The organism is Faecalibacterium sp. Marseille-P9590 (genome assembly GCF_017377665.1).
GTDB lineage: Bacteria > Bacillota > Clostridia > Oscillospirales > Ruminococcaceae > Faecalibacterium.
This window is the reverse complement of record NZ_JAFREF010000013.1, coordinates 48,202-73,731: the sequence shown is the minus strand read 5'-3', so window position 1 is coordinate 73,731 and position 25,530 is coordinate 48,202. Positions and strand designations below refer to the sequence as shown.

General features: G+C 53.8%; 22 protein-coding genes, 1 tRNA gene, 1 pseudogene and 1 CRISPR repeat array. Of the genes and pseudogenes, 10 read left to right on the top strand and 14 right to left on the bottom strand.

Annotated features, from left to right (window positions below):
- Positions 1-225 (bottom strand): hypothetical protein (locus tag J3349_RS12460; RefSeq protein WP_207677631.1); only part of this gene is annotated, 225 nt, incomplete at its 3' end.
- 52 nt (positions 226-277) lie between these two features.
- Positions 278-595 carry a DUF3847 domain-containing protein gene (locus J3349_RS12455; protein ID WP_097778411.1) on the bottom strand — a complete coding sequence of 106 codons (318 nt, stop codon included), beginning with the start codon at positions 593-595 and terminating at the stop codon, positions 278-280.
- Positions 596-709: 114 nt separating this feature from the next.
- Here J3349_RS12455 and J3349_RS12450 point away from each other — a divergent pair, with 114 nt between their 5' ends.
- The 7 genes from J3349_RS12450 (at position 710) to J3349_RS12420 (ending at position 5,208) form a co-directional block, all read left to right on the top strand.
- Positions 710-1,219 (top strand): sigma-70 family RNA polymerase sigma factor, encoded by a 510-nt coding sequence (locus tag J3349_RS12450; RefSeq protein ID WP_097778412.1) that lies wholly within the window; start codon positions 710-712, stop codon positions 1,217-1,219.
- Positions 1,212-1,907 (top strand): DUF4367 domain-containing protein, encoded by a 696-nt coding sequence (locus tag J3349_RS12445; protein ID WP_207677630.1) that lies wholly within the window; start codon positions 1,212-1,214, stop codon positions 1,905-1,907. The genes J3349_RS12450 and J3349_RS12445 overlap by 8 nt, the downstream gene beginning before the upstream one ends.
- 171 nt (positions 1,908-2,078) lie before the next feature.
- Positions 2,079-2,465 carry a hypothetical protein gene (locus tag J3349_RS12440; protein ID WP_223383317.1) on the top strand — a complete coding sequence of 129 codons (387 nt, stop codon included), beginning with the start codon at positions 2,079-2,081 and terminating at the stop codon, positions 2,463-2,465.
- Between the two features lie 156 nt (positions 2,466-2,621).
- Complete coding sequence (locus tag J3349_RS12435; protein WP_223383318.1) at positions 2,622-3,014, top strand: hypothetical protein; 393 nt, start codon at positions 2,622-2,624, stop codon at positions 3,012-3,014.
- 11 nt (positions 3,015-3,025) lie between these two features.
- The gene (locus tag J3349_RS12430) at positions 3,026-3,733 is read left to right on the top strand and encodes a hypothetical protein (protein ID WP_223474533.1); all 708 of its coding nucleotides are present in this window, start codon (positions 3,026-3,028) and stop codon (positions 3,731-3,733) included.
- Positions 3,734-3,923: 190 nt separating this feature from the next.
- Positions 3,924-4,868, top strand: a complete 945-nt coding sequence (locus J3349_RS12425) for a trypsin-like serine protease (protein ID WP_242699642.1) — start codon at positions 3,924-3,926, stop codon at positions 4,866-4,868.
- A 4-nt stretch (positions 4,869-4,872) separates the two neighbouring features.
- Complete coding sequence (locus tag J3349_RS12420; protein WP_112091636.1) at positions 4,873-5,208, top strand: hypothetical protein; 336 nt, start codon at positions 4,873-4,875, stop codon at positions 5,206-5,208.
- A 421-nt stretch (positions 5,209-5,629) separates the two neighbouring features.
- Here the strand turns inward: J3349_RS12420 and J3349_RS12415 are convergent, their stop codons facing one another.
- Positions 5,630-5,911: a DUF6061 family protein gene (locus J3349_RS12415; RefSeq protein ID WP_112091635.1), complete on the bottom strand. Its 282-nt coding sequence runs from the start codon at positions 5,909-5,911 to the stop codon at positions 5,630-5,632.
- Positions 5,912-5,999: 88 nt separating this feature from the next.
- A pseudogene (locus J3349_RS12410) lies at positions 6,000-6,317 on the bottom strand (toprim domain-containing protein); the annotation flags it as partial.
- A gap of 209 nt (positions 6,318-6,526) precedes the next feature.
- Here J3349_RS12410 and J3349_RS12405 point away from each other — a divergent pair.
- On the top strand, positions 6,527-7,369 hold the full coding sequence (locus J3349_RS12405; RefSeq protein WP_207677629.1) for an FRG domain-containing protein: 843 nt from the start codon (positions 6,527-6,529) through the stop codon (positions 7,367-7,369).
- Between the two features lie 61 nt (positions 7,370-7,430).
- On the opposite strand, the gene J3349_RS12400 is transcribed toward J3349_RS12405, so the two are convergent.
- Complete coding sequence (locus J3349_RS12400; RefSeq protein ID WP_207677628.1) at positions 7,431-7,646, bottom strand: helix-turn-helix domain-containing protein; 216 nt, start codon at positions 7,644-7,646, stop codon at positions 7,431-7,433.
- A 499-nt stretch (positions 7,647-8,145) separates the two neighbouring features.
- Here J3349_RS12400 and J3349_RS12395 point away from each other — a divergent pair, with 499 nt between their 5' ends.
- Positions 8,146-8,682, top strand: coding sequence for a phosphatase PAP2 family protein (locus tag J3349_RS12395; protein WP_207677627.1), 537 nt, complete (start codon positions 8,146-8,148; stop codon positions 8,680-8,682).
- Between the two features lie 196 nt (positions 8,683-8,878).
- Here J3349_RS12395 and J3349_RS12390 read toward each other — a convergent pair.
- Together J3349_RS12390 and J3349_RS12385 are read right to left on the bottom strand one after the other, a co-directional pair.
- Positions 8,879-8,954 (bottom strand) — tRNA-Ala (locus J3349_RS12390).
- Between the two features lie 70 nt (positions 8,955-9,024).
- Positions 9,025-9,876 carry a DNA glycosylase gene (locus J3349_RS12385; RefSeq protein ID WP_207677626.1) on the bottom strand — a complete coding sequence of 284 codons (852 nt, stop codon included), beginning with the start codon at positions 9,874-9,876 and terminating at the stop codon, positions 9,025-9,027.
- Here J3349_RS12385 and J3349_RS12380 point away from each other — a divergent pair.
- Entirely contained in the window at positions 9,871-10,059 is a 189-nt protein-coding gene (locus J3349_RS12380) for a hypothetical protein (RefSeq protein ID WP_207677625.1), read from the top strand. The genes J3349_RS12385 and J3349_RS12380 overlap by 6 nt on opposite strands.
- Before the next feature lie 181 nt (positions 10,060-10,240).
- Positions 10,241-17,083: a CRISPR direct-repeat array (repeat unit 33 nt; unit sequence ATTTCTATCCACGCCCTCCGCGAGGAGGGCGAC).
- 183 nt (positions 17,084-17,266) lie between these two features.
- Here the strand turns inward: J3349_RS12380 and cas2 are convergent.
- From cas2 to cas3, 7 genes are all read right to left on the bottom strand, one after another.
- The gene (cas2, locus tag J3349_RS12375; protein WP_207677634.1) at positions 17,267-17,557 is read right to left on the bottom strand and encodes a CRISPR-associated endonuclease Cas2; all 291 of its coding nucleotides are present in this window, start codon (positions 17,555-17,557) and stop codon (positions 17,267-17,269) included.
- Positions 17,558-17,566: 9 nt separating this feature from the next.
- On the bottom strand, positions 17,567-18,598 hold the full coding sequence (gene cas1c / locus J3349_RS12370) for a type I-C CRISPR-associated endonuclease Cas1c (protein ID WP_207677624.1): 1,032 nt from the start codon (positions 18,596-18,598) through the stop codon (positions 17,567-17,569).
- The gene (gene cas4, locus J3349_RS12365) at positions 18,595-19,266 is read right to left on the bottom strand and encodes a CRISPR-associated protein Cas4 (RefSeq protein WP_207677623.1); all 672 of its coding nucleotides are present in this window, start codon (positions 19,264-19,266) and stop codon (positions 18,595-18,597) included. Before cas4 ends, cas1c begins: the two co-directional genes overlap by 4 nt.
- Positions 19,266-20,150 carry a type I-C CRISPR-associated protein Cas7/Csd2 gene (gene cas7c, locus J3349_RS12360; protein ID WP_207677622.1) on the bottom strand — a complete coding sequence of 295 codons (885 nt, stop codon included), beginning with the start codon at positions 20,148-20,150 and terminating at the stop codon, positions 19,266-19,268. The genes cas4 and cas7c overlap by 1 nt, the downstream gene beginning before the upstream one ends.
- Positions 20,151-20,153: 3 nt before the next feature.
- Positions 20,154-21,917, bottom strand: a complete 1,764-nt coding sequence (gene cas8c, locus J3349_RS12355) for a type I-C CRISPR-associated protein Cas8c/Csd1 (protein WP_207677621.1) — start codon at positions 21,915-21,917, stop codon at positions 20,154-20,156.
- Positions 21,914-22,612: a type I-C CRISPR-associated protein Cas5c gene (gene cas5c, locus J3349_RS12350; protein WP_158394876.1), complete on the bottom strand. Its 699-nt coding sequence runs from the start codon at positions 22,610-22,612 to the stop codon at positions 21,914-21,916. The genes cas8c and cas5c overlap by 4 nt, the downstream gene beginning before the upstream one ends.
- Positions 22,613-22,942: 330 nt before the next feature.
- Entirely contained in the window at positions 22,943-25,102 is a 2,160-nt protein-coding gene (gene cas3, locus J3349_RS12345) for a CRISPR-associated helicase Cas3' (protein WP_207677620.1), read from the bottom strand.
- Between the last annotated feature and the right edge of the window lie 428 nt (positions 25,103-25,530).

Genomic DNA, 25,530 nt, shown 5'->3' with positions numbered 1-25,530 from the left:
ACACGGAATAGGCATCACCCCCAAACAAAAAGACCGCCCAGCAAGATTGCTCTTGTGAACGGTCTGGAATCGTATTCGGTTGTGCTCGCCGCCTTGGACCGGAGTGCCATGCGCTTCGGTCTTAGGCGGGAGCCGCAAAAGGATAGCTGCAAAGCAGCGCAAGGAAAATGCAGTTTTCCTTGGGATGGAATCGGGCTGGCGCACAAACGCCAGCTTCGATTTCATCGAGCCGTCTGCAAGACCGCAATTGCACCGGAACGGTGTATAATTGCGCCCTTTATTCTAAAGGGTTCGGAACGCTGCGGCTCTCGTGCAGGTCGTGAATCATCTTTGCAAGAGCCAGCGCAACTTCTGGTTGACGGAATGCAATTTTCAGCAGCTCCATCACCTGATCGTTGGTGAGATCTTCTGGTGCAATCAGAAAACTTTCCAGCATTCCGGCACGGGTACACAGACGATGCACACGGGCTTTTCGGGTCAACTCCGGTATCTGATGTTCCAGAATTTTCTCACGGTGCTTGTAGTAGCGAAGCTGCTGCTCCGCTTTGGCTTTCTCGCTGCGGAGGTAGGCAAGGTCAGTTTTGGGTTGAGTCATGGCATCACGCTCCTTTACAATATTAGTGGTATTCGACATTTTTATTGGTTCGTGGTACACTACACACAATCAATGTAGATAGAGGTGATTGCGTTGCTTGCGTTATATCTAAGTGTGCTTGATGATCGAAGCTTTGAAGAAGAGTTTACCGAGGTATACAATACATACAAACGGCTGGTTTACCATACCGCTTACAAAATCATGGATGATTCGTATTTGGCAGAGGACGTGCTACAAGAGGTGTTTTTGTACGTTGCAAAAAATTTTTCTAAAATTCATCGAGAAAACTGTCACGAACTCGCTGCCTATCTCGTTAGTTGTAGTAGAAGCCGTGCGTATGATCAGCTTCGCAAGCGGCGCGAAGAATCGCTGGAAGAAATCCCAGATATTGAGGATAATGCGCCAGTGCCAGATGATGCAATAATCAGTGTTGACAATATCGAGAGGTTGACAGAACTGATTGGACAAATGAAACCGAAATATCGTGACCCATTACGCCTTTTGGCAATGGGATATACAAATCGTGAGATTGCGAAATCGCTGGGATTAACGGACGAAGTGGTACGAACACGGCTCTTTCGAGGGAGAAAACTATTATGGAAGGAGTTGAGTAACCATGAGTGAGCAGACAAACATTTCATTTGAAGCGGCCTTGATGATTGCACTTCGTGCAGATGCACAAAAGGAACTGGATACACTGCCAACACCAGAACAACTTGAAGAACTTTACCCGGATACTTCTCAATGGGATGAACGAATGGCAGTGGCATTACGGAGGAAAAAACACCGTCCGATGTTGAAACGGGTGTTGGTTGCAGCCTTGACGCTGGTGGTGCTGACCCTTGGCGCACTTGCGGTCAGCGCAGACTTCCGCAAGGCAGTCTACACGATGATTCAAAAGTTTCTGCCCATTGAGATGCAGTTGACTTATCAGGTGGATGGCGAACCGCTGGAACGATTGCCGGATGGATACAGCGACCATTATGTGCCGAACGGCTTTGAAATGGACGATGTGCAGAAATTTGAGCGAGCAGAAAACTTTTTACATGTTTACTCGTCAAAAGAAACAGAGGAAAGCTACACAGTCCGTTGCTCAATTATCCAGCCAGGGCAGCAGTCCCTGTTTGATAATGAGCATACAGTGTACGAAACCGTAAAGGTCGGAGAAGCAGATGGTGTACTTGGAACCAGTACGGATGAACATGGAAAGAATGTTTATACTCTAAGTTGGGAACATCGGGGGATTACACATACCGTTATGGGAAACATTCCATACGATGAGATTATGAAAATTGCGGAAGGTATCCGTTAAGAAAGCTGGACACTTGTGAGAGCTCACAAATGTCTGGCTTTCTTTTTGTCTGAACTTACAAAGATGGAAAATTTGAAAAATTTTCTCCTGAAAATTGAAACGAAGCGAATGCGAATTGCGTTGATTATACAAAGGCTCTTGATGGGAGCAAAAAAACGGAGGTGTATGTCTATGTCGAAAAAGCGTTTGTTGTCCATTGTTGTTTCAGCGGTGATTCTCTTGAGCTTTGCCTGCACCGCAATGGCCGCTGAAAAGTCTGAACGGTATGTAGGCGATAGTACGGTCAACGGATCTATTTACCAAACATACTATCAGGTTGATGCCCAGACTCGAACTGGAGTAAAGAAAATCAGCGTTTCAGGCGTTCTCTATGAAAAGGGGACAATTGGAACATGGCAAAAAGTAAGTAGCTGCTCAAACAGCAGCACGACCTCAACCTGCATGGTGAGCAGTAGCTTTAACACTAAGCCCGGAAAATCTTATAGGCTTGAGTATTCTGCGACCTTTAGCTATTCCGATGGACGGAGCGAAACCATTACCGGAAGTACCAGTAGATAAGTGGAGTTTGTTATATATTTCAGCAAGTTAGAAAGGTGTGAGGTAATTATAAAGGCGAGACCAACGCGAGTTATCCGATACCTAGCTATAGTCGCACTGTGCTTGCTTTTGGGCTTTATGCTTGGAAGAAAAAGCAAATATGAAAAACGAGATTATTTGAAACAATTCAAAATTGGAAAAGCAACATACTCTGAATCGTTGATATATGAGGCTTATGGCGGATTGCAAAATGATGGGATAATGTTAGCGGTATACTACGATGTGGATGCAGCCAAAATTATTCATCAACTCGATTCATGGGAGAAAATTAATGATTCTCCAACCATATCTTCTATATTAAAAAATGTGTCGTCATATTTTGGATTAGATTTTGTGATTCCTGAAATTGCAAGTGGAAATTTTTTTCTTTATGATAATAGTCAGCATAAGGAACTACGCTCGGAAGCCGAAATGAATACATTGCTTTTACATTCTGAAGATGTGAATTTTAGTCTCGTTGTCTGGGATGATGAGAAGCACACAATTTATATAGTAGAGTACAGAATTTAAGGAGGTTCGTTATGAAGAGGTTCGTATCATTAGTTCTTTCGGTGTGTTTTTTGTTTTCGATAAATACTGTGTCTTATGCTGCTAATACAAGCAGCCGTAAAGCTAGCAATCCTGTTATTCAAAGCATGAATGATAAGTATCATGTTGATTTTTCGGGAATGTCGATAGATGAATTAAATAAGTTTATCGATAAGATGAAAGATGAAGATCAAACACGCGCATCTGGAAATTTGTTAAATAATACACAGCTTGCATGGTTGGCAGCTGCGCAAATTGCACGGGATAAGGGATATGAATGTGCGGCTCTTATGGTTGAATTCTCTGTATATAATATTGACTATTCTGAGAGTGTGACGGACTCTTCGACGCCATTGCTTGACAAGTTAAACACGACAACAGTTTTTAATAATTATAAAAACAAAGTACTTAATAGTGGCTTGAAAGATTTTAGCGGAGGAAGTTGGTCTTTTACAATTCAAAAGTCTGATAATGCAGATTTATTCTATGCATTGCATAGGGTAAGCACCTCTGGAACAGGCTTCATGATTGGTAATTCTATAATGTATTATTTGATTACCGTTCATGACACATTTGATTTTGCATATGACAACAACTATGACGACTTGTTTACTACTACAGTGAACAATTGGGCTTGGTTGTGCCAGCAGACGCATGTGTTGAATCCCATAGAGATAAATCTTAGCACGGCTATTGGATAAAAAATCAGTGGTATTTATTTTTTACGAAAGTAAAAGTTGAAACCTAAAATAAGGATGGCTCTAACGTATGAAAAATTTTACGGAGGCGTTTCCAATGCAGAGCAACTGATGTATAAGAAATCTTGTGTATACTCTAAAAGTAAAGAAGGAAAATTAAAATGGCTAGTGAAAAAATATCTCGTAGAATTTTTTGAAAGCAAGTGGGATTGTGGCTCTTTCTTCAATGGAGCTTAACTCTGGGCTGACTGCTTTTGCAGATAATCAAAGTGATGGAAGAAAATCTCATATCGAGAGATACCATAGATACGATTTTGATACAAAAGAAGAATCTATAGAGGAAATTATAGTTGAAACCAATTCCTTCACGGATGGAGAGACAACTGCAGGCTATTTTCCAAATGGAAAGATTTCGGATATTGATCTACCCGATCTGTATGCGATTATCGGAAGCAATGATATCACTGTTGTTGATAATCCAACAGCAACACCATATTGTAGCACGGTATGCCTACAGATAACGACCAATAATGGAGGGACAAATTATGGTTCTGGATTTATGATTGGGCCTAATGCACTTGCAACAGCAGCACATAATCTATATAGTATAAAGGAAAAAGCCTACGTTAAGTCGGTAAATGTCGCACCTGCTCGATCTGATAATAGTAAACCTTTTGGAAGCGAAAATGTATCGGCAAGTTCGATGATTGTTAGTGGTTCTTATCTTGCTGGAACAAGTTCAGAGGATTGGGCAATTATTACGCTCAAGAATAATTTAGGAACGAAAACGGGATGGCTTGGGTTACATTGGCAGTCTAGCAATTATTCATCATCACAGTTGGTGTATGCTTATGGCTATCCGAGCCAAATAAATGGTGCCGATGCGAGATATCGGATGTGTAAATCTTCTGGGTATATTAGAAGTCAGACTTCAAAATATCTCAAGGGCGATTGGGATTTGACAGGTGGCTTTAGTGGTGGTCCTCTTGTAGAATATATTTCTGGAGCTGGGTATGTAGCTATCGGAATCCATAAAGATGGAAGCACAATTGATGGTTCTTCATATCCGACTTCTTATACAGGGGCATTGAGAATAACACAATCGCTTTATACGCTGTTCCTTTCATACAGAGGTTGATAAAATGAAATGCAAACGGAAGATTATGGTTGGCATAGCATTTGTGGCAGTGGCTCTCTGCATTCTATTTCAATTGAATACATCCGGAAGAAAAAAATCGGAACTTATAGTTGAAGAAGTTGACCTGAAGAACAATTGTATTTATGCGACTGCAAAAAATCAATTATATGATACGGATGACAATTATATAATTTATGGCGCATCAAACTACTTGAAAGGAAATCTTCAGTTGTCGTATCTTAAAGAAGGCGAAAGCATTCTTGTGATATCAAACGGTAAGGTGTTGCTATCAGATCCGTATCAATTTGATAAAATATACAGTATTCAACTGTTGCAATAGCGTTTCATTTTCTCAATAAATAATATAGGCTATTTACAGCTGTCTCCTCTGTTAAGTGGTGGTGCAGTGCTTATTCTCAATAACGATGCGATTGATGAAAATGATAGACCTTTTAGGAATTTAGAATTTTCTCAATAATCAAGCCACCCAAATGGCAAACTTGAAATCATCGAGAGATACATAAGATATAGGGTTGAATCGACTTTCGTGTCGAAAAAAACAAGTGCTAGAAATAGCAAAATCCATTGAATTTTAGAACGACATTTATAAGAAACCAGTAGATTTGCCTGATGTTTGTGATTTCTTTGACCGTTGGGCCATTGATTTTGCACTACTATGAGCAAAGGAAAAACTTAAAATAAGCCAACAACCCGCCATTTGCAGCGACTGCAAGTAGCGGGTTGTTTGGCCTATTTAGAGGTTAGTCTTTCAGTTTGCCATGGTCACAACCGAGCGTGAGGTAGTGCTCTATCTCCCCGCTCAGCACCATCCGTGCGTACTCCAGCGGATTGTTGTATAGCAGCCAATCAAGTTCAGCTCGCTGTGCCGGGGTATTGCCGTACTCGTCCTCAATGGCGATACAATCAATGGAAAGGGTTGTGCCATCTTCAAATCGGGTTTCCACCCGGTTGGTGTCCATGTTGTAGCGGCAGGAAAGCGCTTTTTGAGAGTGATTAAGGTCGAAATTCTGATTTCGTTTCATTTGAATAGCTCCTTTAATGATTTTGAAATTTGATTTTCAACGAGATGAGGTCTCTTTTTTCTTTCTCCTAAGTCACCCAACCGCACTACCCTGCATCGCAACTGTTCACAATGCTGTCTACGTCCGGGCGGTGCATCAGCTTTTGCAAGATACCAAACTGCTTTTTGGTACTGGCAGACACCAGATACTGCCACTTCTGCGGTAGGATGGGCAAGTCTGCAATGCTCCACTTGACGTATTTGGCATCGTAGACATTAGGCGGAGCCAGTTCCACCAGATGACCCACACACCAGCTCACCAGATAGCCGTTGCCCTCAAGGTAGCCGTCCTGACGGCTGGTGGCACCGAGGACTTTGGCATAGGACATGGCTACGGACGGTTTCTCCGCCACGATCAATTTTGCAATAAGAATCCCTCCAATCTGTTTTGGATGCGGTAGAATGAAAAAAGCTCTCCGGCGCCTCCGTAGAAGTGATCAAGGGTCATGAGCATTTTTGAGTAGTAAGTTTATTTGAGTTTTCAGACTAAGACCTCCAATTAGAAAATAAGAGTTCGAGCGTTATCTATACACTTTGGCTGTTCAGTGGTACAATAAACGTGGAAAGGAGCTTGCTTATGAGATGGATGTATTGGCTGACAACAGACGAGCGCAGACAACTTCGGGATCGTATCAAAAATACTATTAGCTACGAATTAAGTAAAAATCGTTGGGGTGCGGTTGCCCCAGGCTCATTGGATAGAATCAAACACTTCTATATTACGGATTATCGTGCGCTTACACTTGCTATTGGCGTTATTCGATATTCGCTTAAAGGAACAAACACAAAAGTGTTTTATCGGGGACAAGAGCGCGATTATTCACTTATTCCAAGTTTATACCGTTCTGTCAATAATGAAGTAGAGGCATTGAATATAGAACAAAAGCTGGACGATGCGTTGGAAATGCTCAGGCCGCATTTTGATCCGAGGGGTACAGATGACGAAAGGGAAGCGCTTTGCCAACATTATGGATTACGTACTCGCTGCATTGATTTAGTAGATAACATTCAAACGGCCCTTTGGTTTGCATATGACCGCTCTTTCATAAAGGATGATCGAGAACAACGCTTTGATGAAGATGTCGGTTATGTTTATGTGATTGCCGTTCCAAATGATGATACAAAAGTGAAAATTATCGACTTGCGTGAAAAACCATCAAATTTTTTGCGTCCACATACTCAACAGGCATTTATGATGAAAACTTCAAATTCCCGAAAAGAACTTGGAAGGCTATCTGCATATCAAGCGGCAACATTTATTATTCCAAGAACATTGCTTAGATTGTGGAGTAATTATGATAATATTCCTTCAAACTATATGTATCCTAATGATGTGACCGATGCAGGCTTGCGCTTTTGGAATGGAGCTGTGAAAAAAGTAATCGATGATGGATATGATTTTGGGCCGTTGATGGGGTAAAAAAGCACACCCCCTTTCCTGTTGAAAAAGTGGTGCGCTCTGTAGTATACTGTTACCAGATTCAATCATCCAAGAGAAAGTCGATGAGATATTCCTTCGGAATCATGAAGGAACGGCCAACTTTTAGACTGCGAATCCTGTGCTGATGCACCCGCCGTATCACGGCGGTCTGGCTTTTGAAGCCCAATAATTTTGTTGCATCCTCCACGGTGAGAACATCGGGATAACTTGCAAACATTTTCTCATAAAGCTCTTTTACTTGAATTTTGTTCATCATCCTTGACTTTCCTTTCGTTTTGTGTCTAAGCAGAGGGGCGTTTAGCTCTGCATCCCTCCTAAATATCCCTCCAATTTTCTTTTTGACGTTCCAAATCAAAGAATTGGAGCAGAGGGAAAACGTAACGAAAAATTGAAGATTTGATGTTTTATTGAACGAAGATGTGTGAAAATCGAAATTCGAGCAGGGAACGGAGTATCATTAGATAGCACTGGATGACACCAGATGAGCGACGGTGACGAAAACTCAAAATCCCTTGTGCTAATAACACGTGTGGGTTCGACCCCCACCACCGGCATAGTGAAAGCAGTCTGAGATGAAAATTTCAGGCTGCTTTTCTTTTTAATTTTTCCCTTGTCCATCAGGAACGCCGGGAGCTGAAATGCTGCAAAACTCAGCGGCGGGGCTGACTGTTTTAACTACTGTTTAAGACTTTGTGCTTTTCTGTTCATAAACTTCTGGTATCCTGTACACAACGAAACGAGAAAGAGGGAGCTTTATGAACGCCGAACTCACCTTCCTGACCGCCCTGCAATCCCTGCACAGCCCCATGCTGGATGGAAGCATGGGTTTTATTACCCGTCTGGGAGACTCCGGTATTCTCTGGGTGACGCTGACAGCGCTGCTGCTGGTGTTCCGCAAAACGCGGCGGGTCGGCTGCGTGCTGGCTGCGGCGCTCCTCATCGACGCTGTCCTCTGCAATCTTCTTCTCAAGCCGCTGGTGGCCCGCGTCCGTCCATGCGACATCCTCACAGAGGTACAGCTGCTTATCCCGCACCCGGACGATTTCTCCTTCCCTTCGGGCCATACGGCGGCGTCCTTCGCCTCGGTGACAGCCCTCTGGCTGGCCGGGAAAAAGCAGTGGGCGATGGCGGCTCTGCCGGTAGGCGTTCTCATCGCATTCTCGCGGATGTACCTCTGTGTCCATTACCCGACGGATATTCTGGGTGGTGTCATTTTGGGAGCTGCCTGTGGATGGACGGGAGCATGGCTCGTAAAGAAAGCAGAGCGACGAATGGCCATCCCGCGGAGCTAAAAAAGAAGAAGAGACCGCTGTGCAGCAGCTTGCTGTACAGCGGTCTCTTTTGTTATGAGGCAGACCCGCTTATCTGAGGGAACATCCCGGTTTTCCGCAAAAGCCCAAAAGACATGCAGGCAACTCAATGCATCCCCAAAAATTTGGCCTCGAAAAAAGAAAAGCACCGTACTTCATGCGAAGTACAGTGCTTTTTTGGTGGAGAATAGCGGGATCGAACCGCTGACCTCTTGCATGCCATGCAAGCGCTCTCCCAGCTGAGCTAATCCCCCATAGCTGACGTGTCATTCCTGACGACGCATATTATTATACCAGCCAAAAGGAGAGTTGTCAATAACTTTTTTATTTTTTGTGAGCGACGCTGCGGCGGGTGCTGCGCTTGTAGTAGAACAGGTACTGCTGTACGATGCCAGCCTGCTGACCATAGGAAGGAAAAGGGTCGCGGCCGCCGAAATCCTCATCAATGAGTCGCTGTATCCAGACATCAATGGGAGCCATCGCGGTACGGCCATAGCCAAAGAGGCAGACGCAGTTTGCTACCTTTTTGCCGACGCCGTCCAGCTCGAGGAGGCGGGAAAAGAGCGCGTCGTCGGGCAGCGCCGCCAGAGCACCGAGGTCGAGTGTGCCGCTGGAAGCCTGTGCGGCAGCGTTCTGGATGTAACGGGTGCGGTAGCCCAGACTACAGCCCATCAGCTGCGCCCCAGAGAGGCCGCAGAGCTGCTGCGGGGTGGGGAAGAGGAAGACTTCATCGCCTTCGGCACTGAGCGGTTCGCCGCAGCACCGGGCAAGGCGTTCTACGGCGGTGCGGATGGCCGGAATGCTTTTGCGCTGGGAGATAAGAAAGGTGATGAGCATTTCCCATGGATCCTGATGCAGGATTCGGATGCCCTGCCCGAAATCGAGCGATTTGTCCAGATAGTTGCTCTGTCCCGCCAAGCTGCACCGCAGCGCGGCATAGTTCCGGCCCAAATCAAAGTAGTTGGCCCAGCACTCCCAATCTGAGCCATACCATGCAGCGTCGTATTGCCCAGCGCCCAGCGGAGTCAGATAAAGGAGTGCGCCGCCGGAAAGAAAACGGTAGCGCCCGTCGGCCAGTTTCTGTGGCCGGAAGCACTGACCGCTTTCGATGATCTTGTCGAGGTCAAAGTCGTCCTGGATGGTGACGAGCTGATGGGAAAGGGGAACGGTATGCATGGAAAACTCCTTTTTGGAAAAATTGTGGCGATGCCCGATTCGAGGTGGAAACTGATTTCTATCCGTACCCTTTGCGGGGAGGGCAACCTTGATGCTGAAAAGACCGGCGTGGTTGTGACAATTTCTATCTACGTCCTCGGTGAAGAGGACGACTTGGTTACGCCTTTGAGAACCGCGATATGATTATTATGTTATTCTATCCACACCCCTCAAATAGGAGCGACTTCAAGTCGAAGAATGCACCGGGGAACACAAACTGATTTCAAACAACGTCTTTAAGAGACGGAATTGTAGGTCAAAATACTCGGTTCCTTAGAGAGCGCATGGCAATAACTTAATAAGAGTTTACCATATTTTTGTGTCGATTTCTACCTGCGCCCTCCGTGAGGAAGGCGACCCATTATCGGCGGCCATCAGAGAGCGTCCGTTTTATTTCTATCCACGCCCTCCGCGAGGAGGGCGACCCGTGCTTGCGAGGATGCAGCCAACCATCGCACATATTTCTATCCACGCCCTCCGCGAGGAGGGCGACGTGCTGACCTCCATCAAGGACAACCACCCCAGAATATTTCTATCCACGCCCTCCGCGAGGAGGGCGACGGCCGAATGCCACGCATGGAAAGCTGACCTTCAAATTTCTATCCACGCCCTCCGCGAGGAGGGCGACCTCAGCAAAACGTAATATTAACGGTTCCACCATAAATTTCTATCCACGCCCTCCGCGAGGAGGGCGACTCAAACCAACACAACTTATGAGTTTACAAAATCAGATTTCTATCCACGCCCTCCGCGAGGAGGGCGACCGGCTGGCTGCTTGGCAGACCTGTTTCCAGCAGGATTTCTATCCACGCCCTCCGCGAGGAGGGCGACCTTCCCAGTCTTCGTCGGTTTCTTTGGTTCTCTATTTCTATCCACGCCCTCCGCGAGGAGGGCGACTCCTTTGCCTCTGTGAAGTCTCCTGTTTTTTCGTCATTTCTATCCACGCCCTCCGCGAGGAGGGCGACCGTCTCCCACAATGACCCGGATTATCTGTTGCGGATTTCTATCCACGCCCTCCGCGAGGAGGGCGACGCAGACCTTCCCCCTGACCACGACCACCGTACAATTTCTATCCACGCCCTCCGCGAGGAGGGCGACCTGAGTCTGAGCGAGGCCCGCGACCAAGTCCGGCTTATTTCTATCCACGCCCTCCGCGAGGAGGGCGACATGCGCAATAGCCGCCCCAAAGGACAGGCACAGCATTTCTATCCACGCCCTCCGCGAGGAGGGCGACCTATGTGGACGGCGAGGACATCCTTGCCGAAGTATTTCTATCCACGCCCTCCGCGAGGAGGGCGACGTACCTGTTTGTATGAGGCTGGCCGGGATGAAGATATTTCTATCCACGCCCTCCGCGAGGAGGGCGACGCTGCCGTCGTGCTGGAAGATTACGAGGAGACAAAATTTCTATCCACGCCCTCCGCGAGGAGGGCGACACCAACAGGGCCTCGAAAAAATGTGGAGTCGAAAATTTCTATCCACGCCCTCCGCGAGGAGGGCGACACGAACAGGCATTCGGCTACCAAGAAGCATGGGCAATTTCTATCCACGCCCTCCGCGAGGAGGGCGACCTGATACCAACGATAGCAGGTTGGGGCCTGAACATTTCTATCCACGCCCTCCGCGAGGAGGGCGACATAAACATCTGGAAAGGCGCCTCAGAGCGTCCAAATTTCTATCCACGCCCTCCGCGAGGAGGGCGACGGTCGTGCCGTGTTGTCTCCGTACTCTCCTGCCAAATTTCTATCCACGCCCTCCGCGAGGAGGGCGACCTGCGCAGCTTGCGCGAGCATCTGCCGCAGAGGCAATTTCTATCCACGCCCTCCGCGAGGAGGGCGACCGGACTGATACCTATTTCGCGGGTATGCCCCGTATTTCTATCCACGCCCTCCGCGAGGAGGGCGACTTTTTAAGAGGTCAAAGCAGCTGCGCCCGGGCCAATTTCTATCCACGCCCTCCGCGAGGAGGGCGACGCCATTCTGGCGGAAGCTATCGCCAACGGACTGATTTCTATCCACGCCCTCCGCGAGGAGGGCGACCCAACGGCCTGGTGGCCTTTGCTAACGGGTACATATTTCTATCCACGCCCTCCGCGAGGAGGGCGACGCTGGTACAACCATCAGCGCAGCCAAGGGTACATATTTCTATCCACGCCCTCCGCGAGGAGGGCGACCCGGAGCAGCAACACCGTCCAGAACGCCCTGCTCGATTTCTATCCACGCCCTCCGCGAGGAGGGCGACTCCGTATGAGAGGAGCGAAGACCATGATTGAGCAATTTCTATCCACGCCCTCCGCGAGGAGGGCGACCGGCCATTTAATCTATCGCGGTACTTCCCATTCGATTTCTATCCACGCCCTCCGCGAGGAGGGCGACTATCACCATCGTATTATCTCCAATCTGAGAGCCGATTTCTATCCACGCCCTCCGCGAGGAGGGCGACTGTCAATGCGCTTGAGTCTATGCTTGGCCCCAACGATTTCTATCCACGCCCTCCGCGAGGAGGGCGACAAAATGCGGCCTCGGATGATGGTGTAGGTTCTGCATTTCTATCCACGCCCTCCGCGAGGAGGGCGACCGAAGATGCTGCTGAAAAACTACCGGCGGTTCAAATTTCTATCCACGCCCTCCGCGAGGAGGGCGACCATCTGCCGGATGATGAGGTCTCGCACGCTCTGGATTTCTATCCACGCCCTCCGCGAGGAGGGCGACACCTGGATTTGAGCAGCTTCTCCACGATCTCCATCATTTCTATCCACGCCCTCCGCGAGGAGGGCGACAACATAGGCGGCGGCAAACCGTCTGGAAGGACGTATTTCTATCCACGCCCTCCGCGAGGAGGGCGACTTTTCCCCTCGTTGGAGATGTGGGCGACCATCTTATTTCTATCCACGCCCTCCGCGAGGAGGGCGACCCAAGACTTTACCGAGGCACCGCAGACGCTGGCGATTTCTATCCACGCCCTCCGCGAGGAGGGCGACTCGAGCAGCAAGCAGCCATGAGCTACAACTCAGCGATTTCTATCCACGCCCTCCGCGAGGAGGGCGACGCGCGCACGCGCGCAATAATGTGCCTAACCTTTACATTTCTATCCACGCCCTCCGCGAGGAGGGCGACTACAGCTTACCAGCGGCAAACGTGCAGCGATACCGATTTCTATCCACGCCCTCCGCGAGGAGGGCGACCACTTGCGCTGTCGCTTGAGCCTTGCGACCAGCTTATTTCTATCCACGCCCTCCGCGAGGAGGGCGACTGGATGTTTTATCTCTTTTTGGTGTCTCTCTGAGATTTCTATCCACGCCCTCCGCGAGGAGGGCGACTACCACAACAGGGCAGATGATTGCCGTGCCGGACAATTTCTATCCACGCCCTCCGCGAGGAGGGCGACGCCTTGCCCCTGTACCCCGCTTTGCTCTCAGAATAAATTTCTATCCACGCCCTCCGCGAGGAGGGCGACTGGCCGATGGCCTTGATGCCGGCCAGAGCATTGCATTTCTATCCACGCCCTCCGCGAGGAGGGCGACTTCGTTCTGGAACGAGCGCATGAAAGCGGATCACATATTTCTATCCACGCCCTCCGCGAGGAGGGCGACACCAGGCTCACCATAGAGGATAACAGACAGCTTGATTTCTATCCACGCCCTCCGCGAGGAGGGCGACACCATGACCAAGAAAGACAGAGTACAGATTGTAATTTCTATCCACGCCCTCCGCGAGGAGGGCGACCGGAGTGGTGCCTGCCTCCCGCTCTCCCGTCATGATTTCTATCCACGCCCTCCGCGAGGAGGGCGACTTTGCATCCGCCATGTAGAGCTCCACCAGGGAACCATTTCTATCCACGCCCTCCGCGAGGAGGGCGACCTGACCGCAGCCGCGGCTATGCTGATACGCCAGTATTTCTATCCACGCCCTCCGCGAGGAGGGCGACGACCACAATATATAGTGGTATAATCCGTGAAATTATTTCTATCCACGCCCTCCGCGAGGAGGGCGACGTGTTCTAGCAACAAAAGAGCATCGGTCCATCACATTTCTATCCACGCCCTCCGCGAGGAGGGCGACCTCAAGATTATGGCTATCACTCACGACCCGGAGATATTTCTATCCACGCCCTCCGCGAGGAGGGCGACCGGAGGATGGGCAGGAATGAAAGAAAGACAAGTAATTTCTATCCACGCCCTCCGCGAGGAGGGCGACTCTTCCGGGGTATCGTCCGGGGCGGGCGGTGGCTGATTTCTATCCACGCCCTCCGCGAGGAGGGCGACCGCCGTAACATGGACGACCCCCGACGGGTCGATCATATTTCTATCCACGCCCTCCGCGAGGAGGGCGACCAACACAAGTTATCAACGGGCAATGGCCGACATATTTCTATCCACGCCCTCCGCGAGGAGGGCGACGACCTTCCCCGGCTGGTGCAGCAGCCCGCCGGGGAATTTCTATCCACGCCCTCCGCGAGGAGGGCGACGAGCTTTGACGCCTCTGAGCACATCACCTGGTATCTATTTCTATCCACGCCCTCCGCGAGGAGGGCGACCACCGGGTTGTATGGGGAGATGAGTGCCGCTGAGATTTCTATCCACGCCCTCCGCGAGGAGGGCGACCCCAACGGCCTGGTGGCCTTTGCTACCGGGTACACATTTCTATCCACGCCCTCCGCGAGGAGGGCGACTTTGCAATGCTTGGTCACATGGAGTAGCCATAGGTATTTCTATCCACGCCCTCCGCGAGGAGGGCGACGCTGCCGCGTCATTTGGGTGCAGTCCCTCCTTGAATTTCTATCCACGCCCTCCGCGAGGAGGGCGACAGCTTGGTCTAAATGCAACGCAGTATGTAGTCACGATTTCTATCCACGCCCTCCGCGAGGAGGGCGACTTATGCGAGCTGTAAGTGGCATAGACACCATCTTATTTCTATCCACGCCCTCCGCGAGGAGGGCGACGTTACGCCGTTTCCGAGACAGCCAAGGAACAACTTATTTCTATCCACGCCCTCCGCGAGGAGGGCGACAAATTGAGCAAAAATCACAAAAGCGGAAAATCATATTTCTATCCACGCCCTCCGCGAGGAGGGCGACTAGGTTGTAGACTAAAAATCAACCCTTTCGACCATTTCTATCCACGCCCTCCGCGAGGAGGGCGACCTGCGGTGGCGGTTTCCGTCACCTCGATCTTCTTATTTCTATCCACGCCCTCCGCGAGGAGGGCGACGACCGTGAGAATGCGCTTCTCCACCTGCTCATGGAATTTCTATCCACGCCCTCCGCGAGGAGGGCGACCTTGATGTACCAGTCATATTCCACCGCATAGGACGCATTTCTATCCACGCCCTCCGCGAGGAGGGCGACTTAAATTTTACATTACATAACATAGGAGGCATCAATTTCTATCCACGCCCTCCGCGAGGAGGGCGACTATCGGCAAGCCCTACATCATCCAGCACATCATATTTCTATCCACGCCCTCCGCGAGGAGGGCGACTTCGTTGTCTACTGCGAGAGTTCTCTGGATTTCGATTTCTATCCACGCCCTCCGCGAGGAGGGCGACCTGTTACATGGACATCTATTACTTCTTTGCGCCATTTCTATCCACGCCCTCCGCGAGGAGGGCGACCAGTTCCCATCATCATCAAAACATGGTTGTCTGCCCAATTTCTATCCACGCCCTCCGCGAGGAGGGCGACCCACAGAGTAGTGATAATACTCGTGACCGGACGATTTCTATCCACGCCCTCCGCGAGGAGGGCGACCTCATTGTTTACGACCTCCATTCACTTGCGGGAAATTTCTATCCACGCCCTCCGCGAGGAGGGCGACTGCCGCGTCCGTTGCTGCTGCCGAAGATGAGTTTATTTCTATCCACGCCCTCCGCGAGGAGGGCGACACGTACAGGGCCGCTATTATGGCAAGGCTGATTCAATTTCTATCCACGCCCTCCGCGAGGAGGGCGACTCCCTGAGTTTCTTGAGGAGCTCCGCAAGGCAAAGATTTCTATCCACGCCCTCCGCGAGGAGGGCGACGACACCGCGTCAGCGATGAGCCAGCAGCGGCGCAATTTCTATCCACGCCCTCCGCGAGGAGGGCGACACAGTGAGGTCATTCACCTTACGGCAGCCTACCAATTTCTATCCACGCCCTCCGCGAGGAGGGCGACACCTTTCCACGCGCGATTTCGCCGCTGGAAAGCAGATTTCTATCCACGCCCTCCGCGAGGAGGGCGACTTGAGTTCGTCCGTCTCCTTGTGCAGGGCATCCAATTTCTATCCACGCCCTCCGCGAGGAGGGCGACCGTTAAAGGCTGGCTGCGGGCCACCGAAGTAACGCGATTTCTATCCACGCCCTCCGCGAGGAGGGCGACTCCGACGTCCTCAGCCTGCGCACCTCGCAGCTTACATTTCTATCCACGCCCTCCGCGAGGAGGGCGACCGCTGCGGTTGATGTAGTAGGTCACATCGACGTTATTTCTATCCACGCCCTCCGCGAGGAGGGCGACCGCAGGAGCGGGGCGGCAAAGCTGGCTGCAAGGATATTTCTATCCACGCCCTCCGCGAGGAGGGCGACCTTTGGAGTCCATCCAGTAGCCTCCCTCGTTGGTATTTCTATCCACGCCCTCCGCGAGGAGGGCGACCCTGCGGTGCTGGGGCCACGCTGCTTGCCTTTTTATTTCTATCCACGCCCTCCGCGAGGAGGGCGACGCATCCGGCATGACCATACCTACCAGCAGGGTCTCATTTCTATCCACGCCCTCCGCGAGGAGGGCGACGTTGTAGTTGGTGCGGATGACCTCAAACGCCAGAATATTTCTATCCACGCCCTCCGCGAGGAGGGCGACCTTTTCCGGCGTTTCGGGGGGTGGAAAAATGGCTTATTTCTATCCACGCCCTCCGCGAGGAGGGCGACCATAAAAGATTTGGGCCTGCAAGTTGACGCTTGCATTTCTATCCACGCCCTCCGCGAGGAGGGCGACGCTGATTGCAATGTCGATGTAGTTCGTATAGCCGGATTTCTATCCACGCCCTCCGCGAGGAGGGCGACCTTTAAAAGGCGGCAAGACGTCAAATTGACGATATTTCTATCCACGCCCTCCGCGAGGAGGGCGACCCGGCAGCGGTCTGCCACCTGTGTATGCGTTTTGCAATTTCTATCCACGCCCTCCGCGAGGAGGGCGACAGCAAAAACAGAGACAAAATCTCTATTTTCAAACAAATTATACAACATTCTGCACGAATTTAGAAGAGCCTTGATTTACAACGGGTCAAAGAACTATCCAAATCATGCAAAATGACACAAAAATCCGGTGCGAAGGTGCCGGAAAAATGCTGAGAACTCGCCCTTCGCACCGGGGCGGGAAACTCAGAACAACAGCAGGCCGTCCTGCTCGAAGGGCGGATGAACGCCGATATGCTCCACCTTGTTCTTATAGTTGTTGCCCAGCTGGTAGAAGCGCAGACTGTCCAGCGCAGGGTCGATGAGAGACATCAGCTCCGCCTTGAGAACGGCATACTGCGCGGCATCCAGCAGACACTCGAACACGGAGTTCTGCACCCGCTGGCCGTGGTCCACACAGCGCTTGGCGACTTTGCGCAGACGTTTGCGCCCGGCAGGAGTTTCGGTGTTGACGTCGTAGGTGATGAGGACCAGCATACACATCCCTCACTTCCAGAAAAATGGCGGGTAAAGCTCCATATCGCCTCGCAGGGTGCGGGCCAGAAGCAGAGCCTGCACATAAGGCACGAGGCCCCACGGAAGCTTTTCGTTCAGGAACGGGTGGGTGATAGTCTCCTGCTTGCGGGTCTGCCACCCGCCCAGAAAGGCGCGGCGGCCCTCATCGGTGAGAAGGACGGCCCCGTTCTCCTGCTTCTGGAAATGCTTCGGCGTCATGATTTTCTGGTTGATGCAGGAGAGCACGAAGCGGTCGGCATAAACTGCACGCAGCTCTTCCATGAGGTCGAGGGCGAGGCTCCTGCGCCCGGGCCGGGCGCGGTGGAGAAAGCCGACGTAGGGGTCGAGGCCCACACTCTGAAGAGCCGCCGTGCAGTCGGAGGCCAGAAGCGAATAAGCGAAAGAGAGCAGGGCATTGGTATTGTCCAGTGGCGGGCGGCGGCTCCGACCGGTGAAGGCAAAATCATCGTGCTGCTGCAGGATGAGTGAATCAAAGCAGTCGAAATACCGCTGTGCTGCCTCGCCCTCCAGACCGCGAAGCTGGTCGAGGTCGTCACACTGTTCGATGAGGGGCAGCGCCGCCGCCAGCTGGGCGCTGGTGCGCTTGAGCTGTTCCACCGGCACCCGCTGGGGGTGGTCGCGGGTGGCCCGTTCCAGCACCCAGCGGGCGTTATAGACTTTGCCCAGGATGAAATTGCGCGCATAGAGACAGCTCTCTGCCTCGCTGTCTGCGATGCGGTACTGGGTCTGCCGCAGCAGGACGTTGCCCCGCTCTTCGCCTACGGCCCGGGCCAGAAAGCGGCCCTGCGGGCTGAAAAAGCTCAAATCGACCCCGAGGCTGGTGCATTTACCCATCAGGGCAGGGCTTGCGCCGGGATAGCTGAAGCAGACGATGCCTTCCAGCGTGTGGAGCGGGACCCGGCCAATTTCAGCCTTGTTGCAGAGCAGGACGATGTTCTCCCCCTCGAGGGAAAGGTAGGCGTCCTTGTTGAGGACGTAGAGCGTGTTCAAAAACTTTCTCATGGCGCGGCCTCCTGCATCTCGTCCAGATGGGCGCGGAGATAGGCTTTCGGGTCGGCACGCTGATACAGCACGGGGAGGCAGAGCTCTTTGAGGGAGCAGGCGTTGCAGTGAGTGCCGGGCTTTGACTTGGGGGTATAGCCCCGGGCAAAATAGGCGTGCATCTCATCGGCCATCTTCTGGGTGGCCTGGCGCAGTTCTTCGGTCAGCGGCACGACCTCCCGCCGCCGCGTCTCTTCGTAGAAGAGCGCACCCTCCGGGATGCTGCACACCAGCATCTCTTCCAGCGCCATGGCCTGTGCGCAGAGCTGCAGCCGATCAGCGTCGCTGGCCTTGGCGCGGCCATGCTTGTACTCGACAGGCATGGGCTTCCAAAGCCCTTCCGTGCTTTGCAGGGGGATGCCCTCCGGGTCGGCCCGGAACTCGACGACATCGCAGTTTCCGCTCAGGCCAAGCCGACGGCTGACCACCTGCATCCCTCGGGTGATGAGCAGGCCGCCGCGCCGTTCGGTCTGGTTTGTGTCATGGCAGCGGGCGTGGTCGAGCTGGCCTTCGACGGTGCGGCGGTTCTCCGCCCACTGCTGTTCCAGATGGATGAGCGCCCACTGGCGGCGGCAGAAGCAGAAGTGCTGGATGCCCGACAGGGGCAGCCAGTCGTCTGCGCCGCCCATCAGGACAGCCTCTCGCAGGTGACTCCTTCCGGCAGAGTGTCTGCCACCGTGACGGTGTAGTCGCGGTAGCTGCGGGCGGCGTCCACATCGGGCTTGCGCTGGACGGCGACGGAGTCGAAGAGCTTATAGGCCGGGGCATTGCCCAGCTCAGAATCGTGCTTGAACACGATGAGCTCCCGCACGGCCATCTTGCCCCGGGCAGCGCTGTGGTCGTTCTCGAACATATTCAGAATGGCAGTCCACAGAAGTTTCAAATCATCCTCGGAGAAGCCGGTGGTCTTCCGGGCGAGGTTGGCCGAGACATAGCCCTCGGCGCGGTAGAGGGCGTAAGGCACGATGTGCTTGCGGCCCATCTCAGTACCCTTCTTCTCGGCATCGGCCTCGGTAGTGATGGCCACGCGGGTGATGGTGACTTCCTGCGGGACGATAGGGTCTACCGACCGGGCAAAGCTCAGCTGGACGGGGCCGCGCACCTGACCGCAGTTCAGCGCACCCTTGACGAAGGTGGTCATGACGGCACCGAAGGTGCGGATGTCGAAGTAGTTCTCACACATATAGTCCCGCAGCTTGGCATCGATGTCGGGGTCGGCCTTTTTGGCAGCTTTCAGGTCGGGGTCGATGCCCAGCGTGCTGATGGCCTCGGCATCGCTGCGGTTGAGGGGAACGCCGTCCTTGATGTAGATACGATAGCCTTTTTCGTCCTCTTTCAGGGTCTCGACATAGTTGCGGATCTTCCGCTTGAGGCAGACGTCGGTCACCAGACCGTAGCCCGTCTCGGGGTCGATACGGGGCATATTGCCTGCATCGGGGTCGCCGTTGGGGTTGCCGTTCTCGACGTCGAACAGGATAACGAAATCATAGCGGTTCTTGATGGGCTCAGACATGGTTTATTCCTCCTCATTCTTTTTGGCGTAGCGTTTCTGGGTCTGGTGGTAGTAGCCGATCTCAAAGGCACCCTGCTCCGGCAGGCTGAGCCGCGCCGGGAAGCCTGTCTCGGGCAGCTGGGCCATCAGCTCGGTGAGCTGTTTGCTGAAATGCACCTCGTTGGGGGTGCTCATCTTCTGCAGATGCTTCTGAGCCAGCTTGACCAGCGTAGGGAAGGCCGTTGCCGGGGTGGCACAGGCCGAGTTGAAGTACCGGTCTTTGATGGTGGCGTTGATGCCGGGATTGGCGACGCTCTGGATCGTCTCCAGCACAGAGAAGAGACGCCCCAGAACATAGGGGACATTGCTGCTTTCGTTCAGGCTCACGGTAAATACCTCCTTGTTGAGCTCGGTGGGGTAGTTGCGGAGATAGTAGGCTTTCAGGATGGCGGCGCGGCCCCGGGTGACTTCCCGTTCGGCCCGGATGCGGAGGGTCACGCCGTTGAGCAGAGTGGCGGGGTACGGCCCGCCGGTGAGGATGGCCCGGAGCAGATCGCCCACCAGCTGGGGCGAGGGATTTTTGTCCCGGGATTTCTGGTTGACCGTCTCCTGCGCCAGCGCCCAGACCGACAGGTTTTCCCGCTTGTCGAAGGCGGGGCGGGTGATGCTGAGCCGGTCGGCGTGGTCCTGCAGATTTTTGGCAAACTGTCCGAAACTGCTGTGCAGGAAGAACCGGACGGAGAGCCGGGCCGCGTTGGGCGAGATGCCCAGCACATAGAAGTTCTGGCTCGGGTCCAGCTTGTCGTCGAGGAAGGAGACGGGACGTCCTTGAGAAAGGGCTTTCAGTGCGGCGGCAAGGTCGCTTTCCGAGACGCCGCGCGCCTCGGCACCGCCGCAGAAAAACATCAGCATGGCATTTGAGTAGACGGGAGCGGCGTTTTCGGCCCAGCAGACGATGGTGGTGTCGCCGATGCGCTGACAGCAGTTCCGGTCAGCCAGCAGCAGATTGAGAGCCGTGGTGTAGGCGAAGGCCGCGTACTCGCTGACAGGGGCGTTGGCACCCTGCTCATGGCCATAGGAGCAGAAAGCGGGCGCGTTGAAGGAGACCAGCGCCGCACCGGCGGCCTGTGCGCCCATCACACCTTTGATGGCGGGGTGGATGCGGGCGATGCCGGCTTCTTTGCCGGTGATGAGGCAGCGGGCCGTCTCGGCGTCTGCATCGGAGGTGTCAAAGGCGGACTGCCATGCGGCCCGGATGGCGTCATCTGTGGTGGCCAGCCAGTGGGCGCCGTCGGGGGATTCGTAGCCGAACACAAGGTTCGCGTTGTTGTTCAGGTCGGCCCACTGCTCTGCCAGCAGCGGGTGGGTGGGGGCTGTATCCGGCTCCCAGCTGTCAAAAAAGGCGAGGATGGCTTTGGCGGCAGGGGAGTCCACACCGTCGAGCACCTTGTGGTGAAGGGCGGCACAGGCCTCGAAGCACTGGCGGGAGCGCTCGGGCTTGCCCTTTTCGTCTGCGCCCAGCAGATAGGACGTATTGTCGCACAAAAAGTTCGCGGCGACGCCGGAGGCGCGCTTGACCCGGTGGGGGACAGGGAGCTCCCGGGGGGCGATGACGGTCTTTTTGCCCTTGGGGACTTCCTGCCGCAGGTCGTTGAGGGCGAGGAGCTGGCCGTCGGGGCCGAGGCGCAGTTCATAGCTGACTTTGAACTTACTGTCCCAGCCGGGGGCCTCCACCTTGCCCTGCTTCAAGAGCTGTTCATAATAGGCGGTGAGTGCTTGGAGTATCATGTAAACACCTCCACGTCTCGGCATTCCATCACGCCGTCCACCAGCTTTGCGCGGAAGAACTGGCTGCGGATGTTGGCCGAATCAGAGTAATCGAGGCTGTGGAGCATGAAGCCGAGGTCCTGCGTGACCTTCAGCGCCGGAATGCTGCCGCCCGGCCACTCCCGGAAGTTGGCCGGGAACTCCCGGCACCCGAAACAGGGTTGGTGATAGCACTGACCTTTGCGCAGGCGTCGGCGCAGGATGTCCTGGAACTTGCCGGGATTGTCGCTGGGGGCGGCCTTGTCCGTCAAATCGAAGTGACACTCGATGACGTAGTGGACGTCCTGCAGGACCATCGCGGCCCGCTGCTGGATGTCCTCCGAGGTGTAGAGCACCGGCGGCGTGCCGCCTTTGGCCGCACTGAGGGCGGCGGAGGACAGTAGGGTGGACTTGACCTCGTTGCGCCGGATGTTGGTGAACCGGATGGGCCGCTGGGTGTATTCCTCGGTGGACGCTTCATCCTCGGGGTCAAGGCCGAAGGGCTTGAGCAGATAGATGCGGTCAACCGTATAACGCAGCCCGGGGTGCCAGTAGATGGCCTCCACAAGGCCCCGCGCAGCGGATGGAGTGATCATGTCGTAGCTCACACGCTCGGTCTTCATTTCCGGACGAGTGAAACAGGCATAGTCGCCCCACACCTCAATGAGCATGGACATCAGCATCGCCTCCTTTCTAGGTGAAGTTGAATTTTCAGACTAAGATGAATGTTAGCCATTGCAACCACCTCTTCACTATTTTACTTCATTTATTTGATAATCGGATATGTCTCTATATCCTTTCTGAGCTTAGTATATTCTTTTTCGAAAGCGCTGTCAAGGAGTTATGAGGAATTATCTGGAAAATGTTGAAAAAAAGTTCGTTTTTCCGTATACTGTTGGTGTCGTTGGAGGTTTGGATGCCTCTGATGAGGATTGAAATATTTAATTGATGTCGGAGATGTCAAGGGGAAGCGGCAAAGCGGTGTATGCTTTGCCGCTTCTCTCTTTTTAGAAGTAAAGGCCGATGCCCGTCTCCACATCCATGGCAAGGCCGGTCTTTTCACTGTAGCAGCTGGTGTCGGTGAGGATGGCGGAACCATCGGGCCGCAGTTCCAGCGCCCCGGCGGCGTCAAGCTTGTCGAACTGGTCCTTATAGCAGGAGACGCTGTAAACGCCCAGATTCCGCAGCAGCGTCCGGGTAACATGACCGCTGCGCAGCTGCTCACAGAGGGCTGCGCCCTCGCCGACGGGCAGATAGACCGTGCGGGCAGCGTTCTCGATGAGGCGGAATTCCTCCGCCACCTGTGCAAAGGGGAACTGGCAGCCCCGGATGCCCCGGAGAAAGGCATCCAGAATGCCGTGCTTGTCCACGGCGTCGGGGCCGCGCAGGTCGGAAAGCTCGTTGAAGTAGAGCTGAATGGCTCGGGGCGTGTCCAGTGTGTCCTGATGCCGGGCGGTGTAGTCCAGCGCGCTGACGTTCTGCCTGAGCATCTGGGGCGTGGAACACTCGTCCAGCCGAAACCGGTAGACGATGCTTTCCTCTGCGCCCCGCCGCCCCTCGCGGTTGCAGCGCCCGGCAGTCTGTAAGAGCGAGTCAAGACCGCACTGCTCGCGGTAAGCGACGGGAAAATCCACGTCCACGCCCGCCTCGATGAGAGAGGTGGACACCACCCGGCAGGGCAGACCCTCTTTCAGTCGCTGGCGGATGTCGTCCAGCTGACGGCGGCGGTCGGCGGCGCAGAGCAGGGTGGTCAGGCAGTAGCTGCCCTCGGCGGGCAGAGCAGCGTAGAGCTGCTGGGCCGTCTTGCGGCGGTTGACCACGCAGAGCACCTGCGGGTGATTTGCCAGCCGGGCGGCGAACTCCTCCTGCGGCAGGGTGCCGAGGTCTTGCAGTGTGGTGCGCCGGAGCACTTCGTAGAGGCGGGCCGCGTCGGGCGTGATCTCCTGCGGGTGGAGCTCCGGCGCAAAGCGCCGGAACAGCGGCTCAAGGGCAGGCTGGGTGGCCGTGCAGAGGACGGCCGTGGAGTGGTAATGCTGGATGAGCTGGGCGATGGCACTGACGCAGGGGGCAAGGTAGTCGCCCGGGAGGGTCTGCGCCTCGTCGAAGATGATGACGCTGTCGGCGATGTTGTGGAGCTTGCGGCAGCGGCTGCTGCGGTTGGCGTAGAGCGACTCGAAGAACTGCACCGCCGTCGTCACCACGACGGGGGCGTCCCAGTTTTCGCTGGCCAGCATCTGGCGGTACTGGGCGGGGGTCAGGTCGTCCTGCTCAACAGTCTTGTACTCGGCGTTGGAGAAGTCGGCCAGAACATTTTCTGCGCCCAGCAGGCCCGAGAAGACGGCGGCGGTCTGGTCGATGATGGACATATAAGGGATGACGTAGATGACCCGCTTCATCTTCTGGGCGGCGGCGTGCTCCAGCGCAAAGGCGAGGGAGGCAAAGGTCTTGCCGCCGCCGGTGGGTACGGTGAGGGTGTAGAGCCCCTGCGGGCCGTGCGCGCCTTTCTCGAGGCAGGCGCGGAGGACGGTGTTGCGCTGGACGCTGACGGGCGAGGGCGATTCGGCCCTGAGATAACGCTGCGCCTGTGCGGAAACGATGTCCCGCAGTGCGGCGATGTCCGTGCCGCTGCCCCGGGGTGCGGCCTTGCCGTCCATGAAGGTCTCGGTGTCGATGAAGTCGGCGTCCACGAGGCAGGAGTAGAGCATCCGGGTAAAGAACGCGAGGCTCAGCGGGTCGGCGCAGGCCCACGCGGGCGGCGTCGAGGCGGGGAGCGTTACTTCCTGCCAGCTGTCGTAGGGGGCTACCGGCTTCTTGCTCCGGCCAAACAGGGTGGCGTCGCCCGGGTCATCGGCGGGGCTCCCGCCGTCGGGCAGGCCGCTGTGGTGTCCGGCCACGGCAAAGGCGGCGTGGGGATGGTGGCGAACCCAGGCCTCCTGCGCCCCGGCGGTGGAGTGGTCCACCTTGGGACCGCCTTTGAGCCGCAGCTGGAAGGCGTCGCTGTATTTGCCGACATCGTGGAGCCACGCGGCAAATTCGGCCTCGCTCTGCGCCCCGAAGGGGGCTGCGAAGGAACCGGCCAGTCTGGCAGTGCCGGCGAGATGGTCGTAGACGGTCTGGGTGCGGGTGCCGTCCTCGCTGATGTGGGCAAGACGTGTGGAGTGCTCCATAAAATGACCTCCTGACTCTGGTTTGCAATAAGGATACGCTTTTCAAAAAGCGTCTGTCAACAAAACGCGCTTTTCGACGAAAAATTCTGGGACTTTGCATAAAAAAGCAGACGGAAAAATCTGCAATGTGCCAAAAAAGAAAGAAACGAGTATTTTCATGTTTTTATAATAATACAAATAATATCCAATAAACTGGACTTTTACTGATTTTTCAGGCAAAAATGAAAAGAGAACTGCGTTTTCAGTACTGCGGGAGGAAGACCGCCCATCAGCAGAGAAAAAATGAAGATGTTGTGTACAACAACACCGCATTAAGATGGAATTAAGGCAGGGTTAAGAAAACCGCAAGAAAAGTGCTGAGTTATTCCATCTGGGAATGGACTTTCGGAAAAATCAAGGCGAATATCCCCCTTTTCATTTGCTGAAAT